The following is an 18,267-nucleotide window of genomic DNA, read 5'->3' on the forward strand; positions in this document are numbered from 1 at the left end:
GGCGTTTACGCACGAGCTGCCACCAGCACGCTGCTGCCGGCTCGCTGCGGCGACTTCCAGGTGTTGATCTTGGGACGCCGGAACAGGCCGCGTGAGCGCGCGATGCAGCGAACTGCCGCCGTCAGTTGCACCAGGTCCATGATGTAGAACAGGAAGTACGCCGTCGGCGCGTAAATGGACAGCCGAACACGTTCACGTGCGGTCAGGTTCTCATCCATCCACACGGTCAGCAGTGTGTACGCGGTGATGGTCGCGTAGGCACCAAGTATCAGGGCGGGCGTCTGCGTGACCAGCGACCAGTAGACCGCGTATGTCCAGGCCAGGGGCGAGACGAGCAGCGTGAACTCGCTGAGCACGGCCATCGGCATCCGGTAGTAAGTCAACGTGCCGGTGTACCGGCGACTCGGGTTGAGAATCATGCCGTGGTACTTGATGAGGTTCTGGAGGCTGCCGTACTTCCAGCGGTAGCGCTGCTTCGCCAAGGCACGGAGCGTGAGCACGCCCTCGGTCTTCGCCACCACGTCAGCCCCATAGACCACGCGGAAGCGCCGGTTGCCCAGGTTAGTGATCTTCGCGCTCAGGCCGATGTCCTCGGTCACGGTGTCCGTGTCGTAGAAGCCGACCTTGCGCAGCACCCGCATCCGATAGGTGGAGGCCACTCCACCCACCACGAACTCACAAGTCAGCAGCGAGTAGAGCTTCTTCGAGCGGTAGCCGATCATGTGCTCGAAGCGCTGCAGGATCCCGAGCACCGTCGTCTCATCCAGGATCTGTACATTGGCGGCGACACCGGCCACGTACGGGTCTTCGAAGTAGGACAGCGCGTTCGTGATGGCGTCCCGCCCGATGATCGAGTCGGCGTCGAGCGTCATCACGAACTGGCCGCGCGCGTGCCGGCGAAGCGCCGCGTTGAGCGCCGCGCCCTTGCCGACGTTCTTGCGCATCCGCACGATGCGCAGGTCCATCTCGGGGTGACGCACCTGGTAGTCGCGGGCCAGCCGACCGGTGAGGTCCGTGGACGCGTCGTCCGCGACGATGACCTCGAAGGAGCGGTAGGTGCTGCGCCGGATGGAGTCGAGCGTCCGGACAATCACCGACTCCTCGTTATGGGCGGCGACGACGACGGAGACCAGCCCGGGCACCTCAGCGAGGGCCCGGCGCGTCCAGGTGGCCGTCGCGGCACATTCTGCCTCGTACCCGACGGAGTGCCGGACGTCCCTCCCCTTCCGCCGCTGCTGCCAGATGTCGTAGAAGTTGGCACCCACCAGATACAGGCCGAAGTGCACGACGTAGAGGATGCTGACACCGGCGAACAGCCAGAAGATCACGAGCGCTATGTCCATGCTCACGCCTCAGGGGAGTTGGAGGCGAGTGCGGGCAGGTGCGCGGTGGTATGGGTCTCGGAGCGCCAGTTGCGGTGCCCGCGGCCCTGCACATTCACGGACCCGGCGACTGCGGCAGGCGCCTCGGCCGGCTGCAGGACCTCGCCGAAAGTATTCGCGACGGCGTCGCTCAGCTGGACGGCGGCCGGCTGGACCAGGTCCACAACAGCCGTGATCGCCGGCACGGCTGCGGCCGGAACGGCTGCGCCCGTGCCCAGGGCCTCGGCCAGAGTCGCGCGGGCGGCGCGACGGCGGGCCCCGCGCCGGTACATCCCGACGCCGACGAAGCGCACCACCACGGTCAGGAACACCAGGGCCCACAGCACCACGCTCAGCTGTGCCACGAATCCGAGCAGGCCCTCGAACATGGCGCTATCCCGGCCGAAGGTAGCCTGTGCGATCAGGGTGACGCTCTCATTTCCCGTTGAAAGCTGAGTCATTGCATTTCCCCTGTCTCGAGCAAGATGTTGTCACTAGCGTTGGGGCGTCGGTTCTGCGCCGGGAGCGTAGCCAGGCCGGCGTCGAAGTACCCTGTGTCGGTGGAAGTCCCTGTCATCAGGCGGCTTCGGACGGCAGCGTCTGTGGCCGGTAGTTGACACGGAAAGAGTGGGAACGGAGCTCCACTTTGCGAGGCCGGGAGGCGACGGATCAGGCAGGCGGTGGCGTCGGCGATCCCCAATCTCGTCTCCAGGGCTTCGATAGTATGGAGGGGTTTCATGCCGAGTCTCCTCAGAGTTGGGCCTTCCAGGAGCTGCATACCCGGCCCGTTGGTAAGTCCAAGTTACGTACCGTTCCAGACGCCAAACACGAGTAGCCGGTACTCTAAAAGATTCTTGGGGGTACTTACGGAAAGCGCCTCGCAGAGGCCGGGAGTTAGGTAATTGCCCGTGACCAGGGTGGGGGTATTAGGTACTTGCCCCTTGCGGGCGTTAGGTAGCTCCCCCTTGGCGTGCCATCAGGACACCGGAAAAACAGCTCCACGCCGGCGTCGGGGGTGCCTTTTTTCTCTCTCTCACACGCGGGTACGCTGACGGTGGCAGGCAAAAATTCTTCGGCAAGGAAGAGGGCCAAGCTCAATGAAGCCCCATAACGTGGACCTGCTCGTTGTCGGCGGCGGCAAGGCAGGAAAGTCCCTGGCCATGGACCTGGCCGCGGCCGGCCAGAGCGTCGCCATGGTGGAACGCGGCATGATCGGCGGCACGTGCATCAACGTGGCCTGCATCCCCACCAAAACCCTGGTCCACAGCGCCCGGCTCCTGAAAACCATGCGCCGAGCCGCCGAATTCGGCATCACCGGCGCCGAGTCCCCCGCCGTTGACGTCACCCGGCTGCGCCACCGTAAGGATGACGTGGTGGGCACCATGGTGGCCGGGCAGCGTCAGGCGTTCCTCGGCTCCGGAATGGACCTGGTGATCGGCGAGGCCAGGTTCGTGGCAGAACGCACCGTGGAAGTGGCCCTCGACGGCGGGGGCACCCGCACCATCAGCGGAACCAACGTAGTCATCAACACCGGCATGGTTCCTGCTTTGCCACCCATTAGCGGTCTTGCGGGTGCCGGCGTCCTGACCAGCGAGAGCATCCTTCGGCTCGAGGAACTGCCGCGCAGCATGGTGGTCCTCGGGGGCGGCTACGTCGGCGCGGAATATGCGTCGATGCTGCATCTCATGGGCGTCCGTGTCACCGTCGTTCACCGCGGGGCGCACCTGTTGGGCCGTGAGGACGCCGACGTGGGCGGAGCTGTCGGGGAGGTCTTCCGGCGCGATGGCATCGAGATGCGTCTCGGCGTTGAGGCCACGAAAGTCACCCGCGCGGCCGACGGCACGGTCACGGTGGTCCTGTCCGACGGCGCCACCGTCACCGCGAAGGACATTCTGGTGGCGCTGGGGCGCGCTCCTGTCACGGCAAGGCTGGGACTGGAGAAGACCGGCGTCGACCTGGCGCCCGGCGGGTTCGTGGCAGTGGACCAGCACCTCCGCACAACTGCCGACGGTGTGTGGGCAGCCGGGGATGTAGCCGGCTCCCCGCAGTTCACCCACGCGTCCTGGAACGACTACCGCATCCTCATAGCCAACCTGGCCGGCGGCGACCTCAGCACCACGGACCGGCTAATTCCGTACGCCGTGTTCATCACGCCCGAGCTGGGCCGCGTCGGCCTGACCGAGTCTGAAGCACGGGCGGCCGGTTACAACGTGCGGATTGCCCGGATGCCCGTTTCCGCCATTCCGCGGGCCCGCACCATGGGCGAGCTCGACGGCGTCTGGAAGGCCGTCGTCGACCGTGACACCGATCTGATCCTGGGCGCCGCGCTGCTCAGCGCCGAGGCCAGCGAGGTCACCGCTGTGGTGCAGATGGCGATGCTGGGCGGCCTGCGCTACCAGAACGTGCGCGATGCCGTGATCACCCACCCCACCATGGCCGAGGGGCTCCAGCTGCTGTTCAGCGATGCCTTCCTGGAGTAGCCGCTAGGAGTTGGCTTTGATGGCGGCGGCCAGGACATCGAGGCCGTCGTGCAGCAGGGCATCGGTAATCACCAGCGGGGGCAGCAGGCGGATGACGTTGCCGTATGTGCCGCAGGTGAGGATGATGACCCCCTCCTTGAGGCAGGCGGCAGCGACGGTTTTGGTCAGCTCGGGGTTGGGATCCTTCGAACCGGCCTGGACCAGTTCAATGGCCAGCATCGCACCGCGGCCCCGGACGTCGCCGATGACGGACTTCCCGACGCCCGCCAGTTCTTCCTGAAGAGTGCGCAGCCGGCCCGTGGCCAACTCCTCGATGTGGCGGGCCCGCCCGGCCAGGCCGTACTCCTCCATGGAGCCGATGGCAGCAAGTGCCGCGGCGCAGGCGACCGGGTTTCCGCCGTAGGTGCCTCCTAATCCGCCCGCGTGGACGGCGTCGAGCAGGTCGGCGCGGCCGGTGATGGCGGAGAGCGGCATGCCGCCGGCGATGCCCTTGGCCATGGTGATGATGTCCGGCACCACGCCTTCGTGGTTGACCGCAAACCATTCGCCGGTGCGGCAGAACCCGGACTGGACTTCGTCGGCGATGAAGACGATGCCCTTGTCCTTGGCCCAGTCAGCCAGGGCCGGCAGGAAGCCCTCGGCCGGGACGATGAAGCCGCCCTCGCCCTGGATGGGTTCGATGATGATCGCGGCCACGAGGTCCGCACCGATCTGCTTTTCGATCATGGTGATGGCGCGCTGTGCGGCCTGGGCACCGGTGAGGTCCGGATTTTCCTCGCGGTACGGGTAGCTCATCGGCAGGCGGTAGACCTCGGGCGCGAACGGGCCGAAGCTCCCGGCCGGGCCTGACTTGTACGGCATGGCCTTGGCGGTCAGCGCCATGGTCAGGTTGGTGCGCCCGTGGTAGGCGTGGTCAAAGGCGACGACGGCGTCACGTCCCGTGGCGAGGCGGGCCACCTTGACCGCATTTTCCACTGCCTCCGCGCCGGAGTTGAAGAGCACGGTGCGCTTCTCGTGGTCGCCGGGGGTCAGCCGGTTGAGCTGCTCGGCGAGAGCCACATAGCTTTCGTACGGGGTGACCATGAAGCAGGTGTGGGTGAAGTGTTCCACGGCCTCCTTCACGGCCCCGACGACGGCGGGATCGGACGCGCCGACGCTGGTCACGGCGATGCCGGAGCCGAGGTCGATGAAGGAGTTGCCGTCCACGTCGTGGATGATGCCGCCGTCGGCATCGGCCACGTAGACGGGGACGCTGGAGGCAACGCCCGCGGCAACCACGGCCCGGCGGCGTTCGGTCAGGGCGATGGACTTGGGGCCTGGGAAGTCGGCCTGGACGCGGCGCTTCTGTTCCAGGCGGAAGACGATGTCATTTGCGGTGGTGGTCATGGGGTTCTTTCTTATGAGTCGAGGGCGGACATGACGTGCTTGATGCGTGTGTAGTCCTCGACGCCGTACATGGAGAGGTCCTTGCCGTAGCCGGACTGTTTGAAGCCGCCGTGGGGCATTTCGGCGGTGAGGAGGATGTGGGTGTTGATCCAGACGGCGCCGAAGTCCAGGTCGCGGCTCATCCGCATGGCGGTGCCGTGGTCTGTGGTCCAGACGCTTGAGGCAAGGGCATAGTCGACGTCGTTGGCGAGCTCGAGTGCCTCAGCCTCCGTGGTGAATTTCTGCACGGTGATGACCGGGCCGAAGGTTTCCTTCTGCACGATGTCGTCGGTCTGCTTTGCCCCGGTGACGATGGTCGGTTCGAAGAAGAAGCCCTTCTCCCCCGCCCGGTGGCCGCCGGTGACAATCCGGCAGTTCTCCGGGAGGTGCTCCACCACGGAGGTGACGGCGTTGAAGTGGTTCACGTTGTTCAGCGGGCCGAAGTAGTTGTCTTCATCGTTCTGCGAGCCGGTGTGCAGGGTCTTGGTGTGCTCCACCATGGCGGCCACGACGTCGTCGTGCACGGAATCCTCCACCAGCACGCGCGTGATGGCGGTGCAGTCCTGGCCGGCATTGAAGAAGGCGAACTCGGCGATGGCGGCGGCGCTCTTTTTGATGTCTGCGTCCTTGAAGACGATGGCCGGGGCCTTGCCGCCAAGTTCCAGGTGGGCGCGCTTCAGTCCGCGTGCAGCGCCGGAGGCGACGGCGATGCCGGCCCGGACGGAACCCGTGATGGACACCAGGCCGGGGACCCGGTGTTCCACCATCATGGCGCCGGTTTCGCCGGTGCCCAGAACTACGTTGAGGACGCCGGCCGGGAAGATGTCGCCTGCCAGACGGGCCAGCACCAGGGTGGATTCCGGGGTGGTGTCGGAGGGCTTGAGGACCACCGTGTTGCCGGCCGCGAGGGCCGGGCCGATCTTCCAGATGGCCATCAGGAAGGGGTAGTTCCACGGCGCCACCTGCGCCACCACACCGATGGGTTCGCGGCGGACGTAGGAGGTGTGGCCCTCAAAGTATTCACCGGCGGACTTGCCTTCCAGGATGCGGGCGGCACCGGCAAAGAAACGCAGCTGGTCAGCCCCGGCCGCCACTTCCTCGGACGCGATCAGCGAGCGCACCTGGCCCGTGTTGCGGTGCTGGGCCTCCACCAGTTCGTCGCTGTTGGCTTCAATGGCGTCAGCGAGCTTGAGGAGCATCAGCTGGCGCTGGCCGGGAGTGGCGTGCTTCCAGCTCGGGAAGGCATCTTTCGCGGCGGTCATGGCGGCGTCAACGTCCGCCTGCACTGAGACCGGCGCCTTCGCCACCACCTCGCCGTTGGTGGGGTTGACGATGTCCAGCAGGCTCGTGCCCGCCGGGGTAACGAACTCACCGTTGATGAAGTTCTGCAAGGTCTGAACCACGATGTACAACCTCTTTCAGGGGGAACACCAGTGCGGTGTTGCGACTGCTCTGAGCCTATGCCCCCGCCCGGAGGACGGGAATAGCCACCTGCACACCGTTGAGCGCCATATTTAGTGCGTCCGCCCAGCCCGTGGCTATCCTTGAGGCATGGCTATTTCCCTCGCGATGCTACTCGGCGTGCAGTCCCTGCACCTGTCCAAGGCGGGGCTGGCGGAGACCACATCGCACGACGACATCAACTGGGTGGCCGTCACGGAACTGGAGGACCCGCAGCGCTTCCTCAACGGCGGGGAGCTGGTGCTGACCACCGGGATGCGCCTGCGCTCCGCGCCGGAACAGCGCCGGTTCGTCCGCCAGGTCCAGCGCGCGGGTGCTGTGGGAATCGGATTCGGCACCGGGCTGACGCACGACGATGTTCCGCCGGCGCTCATTGCCGAAGCCAACCGCTGGGGACTTCCTGTGGTCCGGGTCCCGTACGAAACGCCCTTCATCGCCATCGGAAAACTGGTGGCGGATGCACAGTCCGCGGATCACGTCTCCAAGCTGGAGCGCCTGATCGCCGGCCACCAGATCCTGGCGCGGGCACTCCTTACCGGCGGCGGGCTGACCCAGCTCCTGAAGCACCTCGGTGGCATGCTCCGCACGGACATCGCCCTCACTCAGTTCACGGCCCTCCTGTACAACAGCACCTCCGAACTTCCCTCCGCGCGCACGTGGGCGTCCTATCCGATTCCCACCGGACGCCGCGATGCCTGCACTTTGTGGGTCCGCCTGCCCGTCGACGATTCAGGCATCATTGGCTACGCCCAGAACCTGATCAGTGTGGAGCTGAACAACATGGTCAAGCAGCGCCAGGCCCAGCGTGCCTTGTGCGGCCAGGTTTTGGAAGACGTCATCCACGGCGCCCTCGAGACGAGCGAGGCCCAGCGCCGGTTGGCCGGTGTTGGCGTGAACAGCACGCGCCGGAACGTGGTGTTGTTGGCCGTGTCCGCCGCCCATCACAAGGCACTGGTGAGCACCTCGGTGCCGCACGCCCTCGAGAACGCGGTGGCCGCCGTCGTCGGGCAGGACCTGGTAGTGGTGGTGCACGACGACGGCGGTGCGGCACCTGCGCTGGCGCGCCAGCTCAGCTCCCATCTCGCTGAGGCGGGGATCCACGCGACGATCGGGATCGGGGGCGCATACACGAAACCGAACGGACTGCGCTGGAGCTACTTCGAGGCCCGGGACGCGGCCAGCCACGGCCTGCCGGTCAACGAGCCCGAGCGTCTGAGCCTGACGTCCCTGCTGCTGGCCAGCGAGGACGTTCCCCTGGCGGACATGGCCAACGAATCCCTCAGCCCGCTGCGCACGTTCGACGCAGCCCACGGCTCGGAGCTGATGACCACGCTGGAAACCTACCTGAACCACAATGGTTCGGTGGCCGCCGTCGCCGAGGCCCTGACCCTGCACCGGAACACCGTGCGCTACCGGCTGGCGCAGATCACGGAACTGACCGGCTACGATCCTTCGCTCACCGCGGACAGGGTGCAGCTCTGGCTCGCGCTGGCGGTGGCCCGGCTGGGCGCGCGGCAGGCCACCTGACTAGTGGCAACGCGGGGTCACTAACGCCCGGTAAACCGCCCCGGAAGGCCGTTATCTGACCCCGCGTTTCAGCAGCCTGCGGGACTTCTTGCGCGCTTTCCAGTACTTGGCCTCGGCTTCGGCTGCGAGCTGGACCTGCCGGGTGTGGAGCGTGAGGAAGGCCGACGCCACCGCCTCGGGCAGGTCCGGTGCCGCAGCCAGCGTGGCCAGCACATCCCTGGCCACAACGCTGTCGTGGAAGTCACCGAGGATCGACTGCTGCCGGTGTGCGGCCTTGACAATTTTCGCAGCGCGTTTGCCGTAAACCGGCCCCACGGACTCCGCCACATGACGCAGCCGCTTGGCATCCTTGCGGACGTCGTGCAGGGCAGTCTCGTGCTGCGCTCCCCGGCGGGACCGCTTGGCCGCATTGGCTGCGCGCCGCAGCCGCTTGGCCGCTTTGCCCACCACTTTGCCGCCGGTCTTGCGGGCCGGGGCGGCAGCCGCCGGCCGGACCGGCGCTTTGGCACTGAATGCCTCGAGGTCGTCAAGGAGCCGGAAGTACCGCTCGGACAGCAGAGCTTTCTGGAGTTTCCGGTAGGACGTGTCCAGGCGGTTGCCCAGTTCCTCTTCCAGCCGGCTCTTCACCGCCGCCGTTGCCTCACCCGCCGGCAGTTCGGCAGCGTGCCCGCGCAGCCGGTCCAGCATCACGTCGGCGTCCCGTGGCGCTCCCAGCACACTGCCGAGCCACTTCAGCTCGTCCCGGAGGCGGCGCACGGCCACCGCGCTGTAGAGCCGCCGGTAAGCGGCAAGCGCGGAACGGGCCCTGCGGGTGGCGGAGCGAAGGTCGTGCACCGCTTCGGGCTGCTCCAGCCGAACGTCGGGATCGTGGGCCAGGATTTCGCCGATCTGCGCGTCCAGGTAAGCGGCCAGAAGCTCCGAGGCCGGGCCCTTTTTGCGTGGCGCCTTGGATGTTGGCGCCGTAGCCGCACCGCCTTCCGGGGTCCCGGCGCCATCAGGTCCACGCAGTGCTTTTGCCAGCTTGGACCCGTGCCGTGCAGGTCTCGCCCCGGCAGCCGTAAGGAAGTCCTCGGCGGCAGGGAACAGGTCCGGGCTTCCGTGCACCAGTTCGAGTTCCCATTCCCGCCACTGCTGTGTACCGGCGTCCTCGTCCTGCGCCCTGCTCTTGAGGATTTGTGCGCTGACCCGGTCATCCGCCAGGTCTGCGAGGTGGACCCCGTCGTCCCCGTACAGCGGATAGGTGGTGCGCTGTGTCTCCAGCCGGACGACAGGCAGCGGATCGTCGCCGCGCAGATACACCAGCAGGTGCGCCAACAGGGTTCCGGGAACGACGCCGGGCTGGCCCAGCGGCGCCCGAAGCTCGCGGCGCCACTGGGGTTCTGAAGAAGAGCCCGACCCGGAACTCGGGGAACCGGCACCATCTCGCGGGGGAAGCTTCGCATGCCACCCGGCGTCGCTGCCGCCGGTGCGCCGGCGGAGGGTGATTCCCCGCGCGGCGAGCGCCGAGTCTTCGGTGTCGAAGTACACCGCTTCGAGATGGTCCACGCGTGGCTCCCCTACCCGGGCAACCCCGGGGACCTCCCTGAGGTCGGGCACCTCGGCTTCAGTGCCGACGTCGTACTTCTTTTCGACCTCAACTTCCTGGGAAGCCATGACCAGCCGTCCTTCCGCTTTCGCCGGGGCCACATTTGACCTGGTTGGCCCGAGTCTATGCCCGGGACGTTAACACTCGGAGACATTCAGCACAGAAGCCTAGACATCAAACGTCTAACGTCTAACCTAAAGTGCATGACTGCCCCGCCCGCTCCGCCTGCATTGTCCGCCGCCCCGCCCAAGCCACGCTCCGCCGTCGTGTTCGGTGTAGTGGCGCTGGTGCTCATCGGGCTCAACCTGCGGGCAGGGATCTCCGGCGCATCGGCACTGCTGCACGAGCTTCAGCAGGTCCTGGGCTACGGGCCGCTACTGGCCGCCGTCATCCCCTCCATCCCCACCCTCTGCTTTGCGTTGGCCGGGGCGGCAACCTCATGGCTGACCGGCCGGCTGGGCGTGGAGAAGGCCATCCTGCTGTCGCTGGCATTCCTCGCCGGCGGGCTGCTGCTGCGCGGGATCCCGGCAACCGGCATGCTGCTGGCGGGCACGGTAATCGGGATGTCCGGCCTGGCGGTCTGCAACGTGGCCATGCCGTCGTTCATTCGTGAGCACTTCGCCCACCGCACGTCAATGATGACCATGCTTTACACCGTGACCATGACCACCGGCGCCACTGTCACGGCAGTAGCTGTCATCCCGATGGCGATCGCCCTGGGCTCGCCGTCCGCCGCGGTGGGCGCCATCGGGTTCCTGGCGGTGGCCGCGTTCCTGGGCTTCCTCCCCGTGGTGCTGCACGCGCACCGGCACAGCGTCCGGGCCGCAACCGCGCACATTTCGCCGTGGCCCCTGCTGCGCACCCGGAAGGGCCAACTGCTCACCGCCATCTTCACCCTGCAGGCGCTCCTGGCCTATTCACTCATCAGCTGGTTCCCCTCAATGCTCATCACCATGGGCGTGAACGCGGCGGACAGCGGCCTGCTGTACGGGCTACTGCAGCTGGTCTCCGTGCCGGCCGGCATGGTGATCATCGCCATCGGCTCGCGGCCCCGCATGCTCCGGCCGGCGTTGTATCTGGTCAGCATCATCATGGTAGCCGGGCTGGCGTCGCTGCTGTTCCTGCCCGTCAGCCTGGCCGTCATTTCCGCTGTCCTGCTCGGGTTCGGCCTGGGCATTTTCCCGCTGGTGATGGTAATGATCAGCCGGAGCGGGACAAGCACCGCCGAGACCACGGCACTGTCCACCCTGGCGCAGTCCACCGGGTATCTGCTGGCCACCGCAGGCCCATTCGGCACCGGCCTGCTGTACGGCGTGACCGGCAGCTGGACCCTGCCCGTGGCACTGCTGCTGAGCCTCGCGGTGGTCCAGGTTGTGGTGGTCCACCTGATCTCGCGCACCCCCATCGCCGCCCGGAAAAGGTAGGACACCATGACCCTCAGCACGTCGCACCGCCAGCCGCTCGCCGATGAAGTCACGGCCAAGCTCCGCAAGATGATCCATTCCGGCGAATGGCAACTGCAGCAGCGCATCCCGTCCGAGACCGAACTGATGGCCGGGCTGGGAGTGTCCCGCGGCACGCTCCGTGAGGCCATCAAGGCACTGGCGCACAGCGGGATGTTGGAGGTCCGCCGCGGCGACGGCACCTACGTCCGTGCCATCAGCGAGATCTCCGGCGCCGCCCGGCGGATGTACCAGGACCACACGGAGGAACACATCCTCGAAGTCAGGCTTGGCCTGGACACCCAGGCCGCCAGCCTCGCCGCGAAAAATGCAACGGCCGACGACGTCGCCGCCCTGCGCGCGGTGCTCGCCACCCGGGAGGTCGCCTGGCATGCCGCTGACTTCGAGGGGTGGGCCCGTGCGGACTGGGAATTCCATGCGCGCGTGGCCCAGGCCTCCGGCAACCCGCTGCTGCACGAGCTCTATGTCAGCTTCGGTGACGTCTTCCACCAGGACCTGCTCAAGCAGCAGCGCAAGGGCCGCCTTGACGGCCTCACCGATGAGGGGCACGGCGGGCTCGTTGATGCGATCGAGGCCCAAGATGCTGCGGCTGCAGTGGCCAGTGTCAGCCAGAACCTTAACTCGTGCGCGGAGTGGCTGCGGGCGTAACGCACGACGGCGGTCCGGCACCCAAGTGCCGGACCGCCGTCGCGCGTTCCCTGCTTATGCCGCGCTTTTGCCGTCGCGGCGCTAGGAGCGAAGGCCGGCGAAGACGTTCTTGGGCCGCTGCATTTCACCGTGCTTGGCACCCAGGATGATCACCGCGGCGGCGAACGCGGGAATGGCCCACTGCAGCGCCTTAAGCTGCTGCTGCGCCGACTTCAGCTCATCGGACGCTTGCGGGCTGGGCTCGGTGGCGCCCTCGCTGCCCTGGTCCGCGAGCTGGTCCACCTTCTTGCCGAGGACGCCTGCGTACAGGGTCACCGCAGCACCGGCCACCGTCACGGCGGTCTTGACCACCGTGTCCCGTGCAACGCCGTCCTGCTTGGCGATGCGCCCCTTGTTCTCCCAGGCGATGGCGAGGTCGGCCAGCAGGTGCGAGGCGAACGCCGCCGTCTGGAGGGGTGCCCACTTCATCCAGCCCGCACTGGAGAGCCGGGTACGTTCGGACGGGTCCTTGGCTTCCGCAGCGGCCCCGTTCAACCCGACTGCACCCATGAGTGAGCCGCCGAACCATGCCGCGGCTGTCAGGTCGTGGATGGAGCGGGCAACAAGATTTCCTGCCATGATGTGTCTTCCTCACGTTTGGACTGGTTCTGATATGCCGCTGGTGCGGTCTTTTGCTGATCCCCGGAAGGTCAGGCTCACGCTATGGTAAGCACACTTAGTAATGTTACGGAACCCCGTCTTCAACAGCGGCTACGCGTAATATCGTGGCCATGGAAACAGGAACTTTGTTCGGCTGGGCATTCGGAGATCCCGCCCGGGAAAATGACGGCGCCTACATGACCGGTCTGGAAGAGGAAGCCCGGAAAAACGCAACAGAAACGGCAGAAGCCAGAGGCGTCACCGTGGTGGCCGGGTCAGAGGTCTTCACCTCGTTGAGTGCCCGTGACAGCCTGGTGGAACTTGATCACGCTCCGGGCAAGCTGGTGGTCCGGTGCACCATACATGTGGAGGGCCCGGGTGCCGGCAAACTGCACGCAGAGGGGCCCATGAACGGCTAAGCCATGGCAAACGGTGATTCCAGCAGCATCAGCGAGGCGGCAGACGCCGTCGAGGAAGCGTCCGACACGAAGGCGCTCGACGTTGTGGCGCGCTCCGGGTTTGCCGTGATGGCCCTGCTCCACATCATTGTTGGTGCCATCGCCATCGCGCTGGCCTTCGGGCAGCCTGGCGAGGCGGAAGCCACCGGTGCCATCGAGCAGTTGGCCGCCAACCCCTGGGGACCCGCCATTCTGTGGGCCTGCGTGGTTGCCTGCACCGGCCTGGGGCTATGGCAGTTGAGTGAAGCCACGGTCCGCGCGCGGCACCTGCCCCGCAAGGAGCGGCTCGGAAAGCTCGTCTCGTCCGGCTTCCTGGCCGTTGCCTACGGAAGTGTGGGGCTCACTTTTGCCGGGTTCGCCGTCGGCTTGCGCGGAGATTCCGGCGACACCACACGCGATTTCAGCACCGCCCTCCTGAACACGCCGTTCGGGTTGCCGGTGCTGGTGGCACTCGGCCTGACCATCATGGGGGTGGGTGCCTACTTCGTGGCCAAGGGACTGCGTCGCGGGTTCAAGGAGGAGCTCTTTCACTTTGACGGGACCCGCCGCGGCCGGCTCATCGACTCCCTGGGTATCACCGGACACGTGGCCAAGGGCATCGCCTTGAACCTCGCCGGGCTGCTCTTCGTCATCGCGGCTGCGAAACACAGCCCCCAGGAATCCACCGGGCTGGACGGAAGCCTGAAGGCGCTCCGGGACCACCCGTTTGGCCCGTGCCTGCTCGTCGCAATCGGGGTCGGTTTCATCTGCTACGGCGTATTTGCCCTGGTCCGCGCCCGGTTCGGCCGGATGTAACACCTTTTCGCACCACCGAAAGGAAGGAAAGCCATGTCAACCATTTCCCGCATGTTTAGCTCCCCGGCCGAGGACGTCTGGAGGGTGATCGCCGACGGGTGGCTGTACTCCGGCTGGGTAGTGGGCGCCTCAAGGATCCGGGCCGTTGACGCCCACTGGCCCGAAGCCGGCGCCAGGCTGCACCACTCCGTCGGTGCCTGGCCGCTGGTGATTGACGACAGCAGCCGGGTGACCGCCGTCGAACCCGGCCGCTCGCTGGAGCTGGTGGCACGGGGGTGGCCGATCGGCGAAGCAAAAGTGCTGATCACGGTGGAAGACCTGGGCACTCAAAGCCGGGTCACCATCGCCGAGGACGCCATCCGTGGACCCGGCAAACTGATACCCAGGGCGGTGCGCGATGTGCTCATCGGTGCGCGCAACACCGAGACGCTCAAGCGGCTCGAGCTGATGGCCGCAGGCGGGGCGGGGAATTAGGGACGCCCATAGAAGTAGGCTGGCCACGGAGGGCAGAGGTCCCCATCGCTGCCGGGGCCGGAATTAAAGTAGTGTGCCTGTTGGAGCTTCTGACATCACACAAACTGGGGGAAAATTGGCCGGAATCTACGGCGCCGACATTGTTCAGCTGCGATCTCTGGCCAAGGATTTCCAGCGGGCCTCGCAGACTCTGCAGTCCTCGGGGCAGAACCTCACAAACCTCATCAATGGCGCCACCGCGTGGAGCGGGCAGGACGCGCAGCATTTCCGTCAAAACTGGAACGGCTCCCACCGTCAGTCGCTGATGGCCACTGCCCGCCTTCTCGAACAGGGGTCCCTGCAGCTGCGCGCCAACGCCGACCAGCAGGAAGAAGCCAGTGGCGGAGGGAGCGGCGGCACCGCCCAGGCGGGCGGCGGCGTCGGCAATGGCACGGGCAGTCCCACGCCCGGCAGTTCCCTACTGGACTGGGGCAAAAACGTGCTGGGGGTGGGGCTGAAGATCAAGGACGGCATTGACGTCCTCACCGACTGGGAACACTACCTGTCCAAGAAGAAGATCCTCGACTATGCCTCTGACCTCAAGAACCTCAAGGCTTTCAGCTGGGCAGACGACTTCCTGAACTTCAAGGCCGAAGGTGCCATGTCCAAATTGGGCGTTGCGGGTGACTTGGTCGGGAAGTGGGGCCGCTTCGCCGGACCCGCGCTGGCACCGCTGTCCATCTACGGTGGGATTCGAGACATGGTCAACCCGGAACACGACGGCCTGCGCGGCGCGGGTGACCGTTTCGCCGGCGCAATGGGTGTGGTGAGCGGCATCGGGACCCTTGCCATGGCCGCCGGCCTGGTCGTGACCCCGGTGGGTATCGGTATTGTGGTGGGGGCCGGAATCATTGCCGGCGGCTGGGCTTTGGGCAACATGATCGCTGACACCGAGTGGGGCCAGGCGGCCGGCCGCGCCATCAGCAACACCGCCAATGCCGCCTGGAACGGCGCGAAGGATGTTGCCAGCAACGCTTGGGACGACACCAAGAACGCTGTTGGCGACACCGTCGAGGGCGCCAAGAAATTCTTTTCCAACCCTGTATCAAGCCTCGGAGGACTGTTCGGATGAGCGCGGAAGCCAATACACCCACACCGGAGATTACGTTCACCCGGCAGGACGGCGACGCCGCACTGGCCGTGCTCGCCTCGGTCAACGATCCGGGTTATGCCCTGCCCACCCTCACCGACGAGGAAATTGTTGCCCTCGACGGCATCAACCACAAGCAGGCAGTGGCTCTGCCGTGGCTGGACACACACCGGGACCAGCTGGAGCTGGCCTGCAACGTCGCCTTGCGGACCCTGCTCAGCAAGGGCCTGGTCTTCCCTGTGTCCATCAACGACGAAACCGTGCCGAGCCGGCTGGGCGCCGTCGAACCGATCACGGGGGTCATGGCCCTGCGACGTCTCAGCCAGCGCGTGATTATCGCCGAGCTCACCAAGGCCGAAAACGAAAAGGTCTGGTTGTACACCTACATCCACGACGAAACCGCGCTCCAGGAACTGGTGGACAGCTCAGGCATCCATGCGTTCAGCATCTGCCGCACGGTGGACGCCGCCGGGACCATCATGGACCTGGCCAACGCGGCCGGCGTCGACACCCCCGACGGTCCTGCCGAAACCCTCACGAGCGCCCAGTTCGAGGCCAAGGCGGCCCGGGAGTTCGCGGACGTCCGGGGCGTCACTACTGTCACCGCCATCAGCAGTGAGCAGGAAGTGGCCGATCTGTACACGCTCTACACGTCCAGCGACGCCTTGTATGGCATGGAGGCCTCCGAGGAAGATGGCGAGGCCCGGCTGCGGGTTGCCAGGGCCAGCAAGGCCACAGCTCTGGCCAAGGTATCCGCCGTCGTGTCCGGGACCGGTGCCTGAGGCATGGCCGCAACGGATACAGACAAGTACACGGTCCGTCTGGAGAACGGCGCGCCGGTTCAGCTGGCAGGACCGGGCAAGGTCCTGGGGGCCTTCGCCGTTGACATCCTGACGCTGGCAGCGGTGGCCTCGGCCGCATATTTCTTCACCGCCCGGAACTCGTTCAGCGACTTGGCGCCCCTGCTCGCTGCCATCGGCGGGTGGATCGGCGGTTCGCTGGTTTACGGGATGGTGTGCTTCAGCGGCCGCACGCTGGGGTGCCTTGCCGCGGGAAGCGCATTTGTGCGGAATTCCGACGGCGGCTGGCCAGGTCCGTTCCGCATGGCCTGGGTGTGCTTGCAGCAGTACGTGCTGATCGTCATTTGGATCTTCGGCATCGTCGCCTCCGGCGGAAGCGGGACGGCAGGAAAAGCCAAAAAGGGCCGCATTTACCACCGGCACATCGACCTCACCGCAACGCGGAACCTCAGCCGGTAGGAAGCGGCCGCATCCGGTTAAGCCGGATCTGACTTAAAGCAGCAGCGCGGGACCGCCGGATGGCCCCGCGCTGCTGCAGTTGGTGGGTGAGTTTAGACCGTGGCGGTTACGCCGTCACGGGAAATGTTGACCATGTCCTCACGCGGCACCACCTTGATGCGCTCGCGCTTGACCTCAACCCCGTGGGATCCGCCGGCCTCAGTGGCCGCCGCGCCCAGGGCGAGCTCGTGGGCGTCCAGCGCCAGCCAGCCTTCCCAGCTGGTGAACTTCACCCCGCGGGAGTCGAGGAGTTCGACGACGGCGCCCGCCTCGGGCGTCTGCGCTACGGGCAGGTTCTCGCGGTCTTCCAGCAGGTACGTCACGGTTTCGAGGGCATCGCCCTTCGTGTGGCCGATCAGGCCGACCGGTCCGCGCTTGATCCAGCCGGTGGCGTAGATGCCCGGCACAGGGGTTCCGGAGGCATCCAGGACGCGTCCGCCGTCGTTCGGGACAACGCCCTTCTTGTGGTCGAACTCGATCTCCGGCAGCGCCGAACCGAAGTAGCCGATGGCGCGGTAGACGGCCTGGACCGGGTAGTCAACGAACTCGCCGGTGCCGCGGGCGTTGCCGGTGCCGTCCAGTTCGGTGCGCTCGAACTTCATGCCGGCAACCTTGCCGGGCGTCTCGGCGTCGTCGTAAATCTCCACGGGGCTGTGCAGGAAGTGCAGGTGAAGGCGGCGGGAGGCCTTGAGCTCGGAGAGGTCCTCGGGCTGCTCGGCGATCCAGTTGGTGAGGGTGCCCACCATGGTCTTGGTCTGGTTGTTGCTCTGGATCTGGCGGTCCGACTCTTCGTCGAATTCGAAGTCCTCGGCGTACAGGATGATGTCCACGTCCTTGGAGTGGGACAGCTCGCGCAGCTCCAGCGGAGTGAACTTCACCTGGGCGGGGCCGCGGCGGCCAAAGACGTGCACGTCCGTGACGGGCGAATTCTTCAGGCCCGCATAAACGTTGTCCGGGATTTCGGAGACCAGCAGGTCGTCGGCGTGCTTGGACAGGACACGGGCAACGTCCAGGGCCACGTTGCCGTTGCCGATCACGGCGATTTCCGTGGCGTCCAGCGGCCAGTCGCGGGAAACGTCCGGGTGGCCGTCGTACCAGGAGACGAAGTCCGCGCCGCCGTAGGAGCCGTCCAGCTCGATGCCGGGGATGTTCAGGTCCGCGTCCTTGATGGCGCCGGTGGCGAAGACGACGGCGTCATAGTGGGTGCGCAGGTCCTCAATGGTGATGTCCGTGCCGTAGTCCACGTTGCCAAAGAAGCGGATGTCGCCGCGGTCCAGCACCTTGTGGAGGGCGTTGACGATGCCCTTGATGCGGGGGTGGTCCGGGGCCACACCGTAGCGGATCAGGCCGTAGGGTGCCGGGTAGCGGTCAAAGAGGTCGATGCTCACGGTCAGTTCGCCGCTCTTGACGGCTTCGCTCTTGGTGAGAATGTCTGCGGCATAGACGCCGGCCGGGCCGGAGCCCACGACGGCAACGCGCAGCGGACGCTCGGCAGATCCTACGGAGGTGCTTGATGACACGGCT

Annotated in this window: 17 protein-coding genes; 10 read left to right on the forward strand and 7 right to left on the reverse strand. The window is 66.4% G+C overall.

Annotated features, from left to right (window positions below; translation table 11 throughout):
- Positions 1–5: 5 nt before the first annotated feature.
- On the reverse strand, positions 6–1,343 hold the full coding sequence (locus AC1MCD_RS14875) for a glycosyltransferase family 2 protein (RefSeq protein WP_498673024.1): 1,338 nt from the start codon (positions 1,341–1,343) through the stop codon (positions 6–8).
- Between the two features lie 2 nt (positions 1,344–1,345).
- Positions 1,346–1,822: a hypothetical protein gene (locus AC1MCD_RS14880; protein WP_498673025.1), complete on the reverse strand. Its 477-nt coding sequence runs from the start codon at positions 1,820–1,822 to the stop codon at positions 1,346–1,348.
- A 636-nt stretch (positions 1,823–2,458) separates the two neighbouring features.
- Between AC1MCD_RS14880 and AC1MCD_RS14885 the strand changes: the two genes are divergently transcribed.
- The gene (locus AC1MCD_RS14885; RefSeq protein ID WP_498673026.1) at positions 2,459–3,841 is read left to right on the forward strand and encodes a dihydrolipoyl dehydrogenase family protein; all 1,383 of its coding nucleotides are present in this window, start codon (positions 2,459–2,461) and stop codon (positions 3,839–3,841) included.
- Between the two features lie 3 nt (positions 3,842–3,844).
- Here AC1MCD_RS14885 and gabT read toward each other — a convergent pair whose 3' ends face one another.
- Positions 3,845–5,227 (reverse strand): 4-aminobutyrate--2-oxoglutarate transaminase, encoded by a 1,383-nt coding sequence (gabT, locus tag AC1MCD_RS14890; protein WP_498673027.1) that lies wholly within the window; start codon positions 5,225–5,227, stop codon positions 3,845–3,847.
- An 11-nt stretch (positions 5,228–5,238) separates the two neighbouring features.
- Positions 5,239–6,669 (reverse strand): gamma-aminobutyraldehyde dehydrogenase, encoded by a 1,431-nt coding sequence (locus AC1MCD_RS14895; RefSeq protein ID WP_498673028.1) that lies wholly within the window; start codon positions 6,667–6,669, stop codon positions 5,239–5,241.
- 148 nt (positions 6,670–6,817) lie between these two features.
- Between AC1MCD_RS14895 and AC1MCD_RS14900 the strand changes: the two genes are divergently transcribed.
- Complete coding sequence (locus AC1MCD_RS14900) at positions 6,818–8,254, forward strand: PucR family transcriptional regulator (RefSeq protein WP_498673029.1); 1,437 nt, start codon at positions 6,818–6,820, stop codon at positions 8,252–8,254.
- A gap of 51 nt (positions 8,255–8,305) precedes the next feature.
- Here AC1MCD_RS14900 and AC1MCD_RS14905 read toward each other — a convergent pair whose 3' ends face one another.
- Positions 8,306–9,907 carry a CYTH and CHAD domain-containing protein gene (locus AC1MCD_RS14905; RefSeq protein ID WP_498673030.1) on the reverse strand — a complete coding sequence of 534 codons (1,602 nt, stop codon included), beginning with the start codon at positions 9,905–9,907 and terminating at the stop codon, positions 8,306–8,308.
- Between the two features lie 135 nt (positions 9,908–10,042).
- Between AC1MCD_RS14905 and AC1MCD_RS14910 the strand changes: the two genes are divergently transcribed.
- Both AC1MCD_RS14910 and AC1MCD_RS14915 read left to right on the forward strand, forming a co-directional pair.
- Positions 10,043–11,263 carry an MFS transporter gene (locus AC1MCD_RS14910; RefSeq protein ID WP_498673031.1) on the forward strand — a complete coding sequence of 407 codons (1,221 nt, stop codon included), beginning with the start codon at positions 10,043–10,045 and terminating at the stop codon, positions 11,261–11,263.
- Positions 11,264–11,269: 6 nt separating this feature from the next.
- The gene (locus tag AC1MCD_RS14915) at positions 11,270–11,950 is read left to right on the forward strand and encodes a FadR/GntR family transcriptional regulator (protein WP_498673032.1); all 681 of its coding nucleotides are present in this window, start codon (positions 11,270–11,272) and stop codon (positions 11,948–11,950) included.
- Between the two features lie 81 nt (positions 11,951–12,031).
- Here AC1MCD_RS14915 and AC1MCD_RS14920 read toward each other — a convergent pair whose 3' ends face one another.
- Entirely contained in the window at positions 12,032–12,568 is a 537-nt protein-coding gene (locus tag AC1MCD_RS14920; RefSeq protein WP_498673033.1) for a hypothetical protein, read from the reverse strand.
- Between the two features lie 152 nt (positions 12,569–12,720).
- Between AC1MCD_RS14920 and AC1MCD_RS14925 the strand changes: the two genes are divergently transcribed.
- The 6 genes from AC1MCD_RS14925 to AC1MCD_RS14950 all read left to right on the forward strand — a co-directional run bounded on the left by AC1MCD_RS14925 (position 12,721) and on the right by AC1MCD_RS14950 (position 16,704).
- Positions 12,721–13,008: a hypothetical protein gene (locus AC1MCD_RS14925; RefSeq protein ID WP_498673034.1), complete on the forward strand. Its 288-nt coding sequence runs from the start codon at positions 12,721–12,723 to the stop codon at positions 13,006–13,008.
- Between the two features lie 3 nt (positions 13,009–13,011).
- Positions 13,012–13,842 (forward strand): DUF1206 domain-containing protein, encoded by an 831-nt coding sequence (locus AC1MCD_RS14930; protein WP_498673035.1) that lies wholly within the window; start codon positions 13,012–13,014, stop codon positions 13,840–13,842.
- 33 nt (positions 13,843–13,875) lie between these two features.
- Entirely contained in the window at positions 13,876–14,316 is a 441-nt protein-coding gene (locus AC1MCD_RS14935) for an SRPBCC family protein (RefSeq protein WP_498673036.1), read from the forward strand.
- Between the two features lie 115 nt (positions 14,317–14,431).
- Positions 14,432–15,427, forward strand: a complete 996-nt coding sequence (locus tag AC1MCD_RS14940; protein ID WP_498673037.1) for a WXG100 family type VII secretion target — start codon at positions 14,432–14,434, stop codon at positions 15,425–15,427.
- Positions 15,424–16,227, forward strand: coding sequence for a hypothetical protein (locus AC1MCD_RS14945; RefSeq protein ID WP_498673038.1), 804 nt, complete (start codon positions 15,424–15,426; stop codon positions 16,225–16,227). The genes AC1MCD_RS14940 and AC1MCD_RS14945 overlap by 4 nt, the downstream gene beginning before the upstream one ends.
- A 3-nt stretch (positions 16,228–16,230) precedes the next feature.
- Positions 16,231–16,704 (forward strand): hypothetical protein, encoded by a 474-nt coding sequence (locus AC1MCD_RS14950; protein WP_498673039.1) that lies wholly within the window; start codon positions 16,231–16,233, stop codon positions 16,702–16,704.
- Between the two features lie 92 nt (positions 16,705–16,796).
- Here AC1MCD_RS14950 and AC1MCD_RS14955 read toward each other — a convergent pair whose 3' ends face one another.
- Entirely contained in the window at positions 16,797–18,263 is a 1,467-nt protein-coding gene (locus AC1MCD_RS14955) for an FAD-dependent oxidoreductase (protein ID WP_498673040.1), read from the reverse strand.
- Between the last annotated feature and the right edge of the window lie 4 nt (positions 18,264–18,267).

The organism is Arthrobacter sp. BF1, assembly GCF_056680215.1.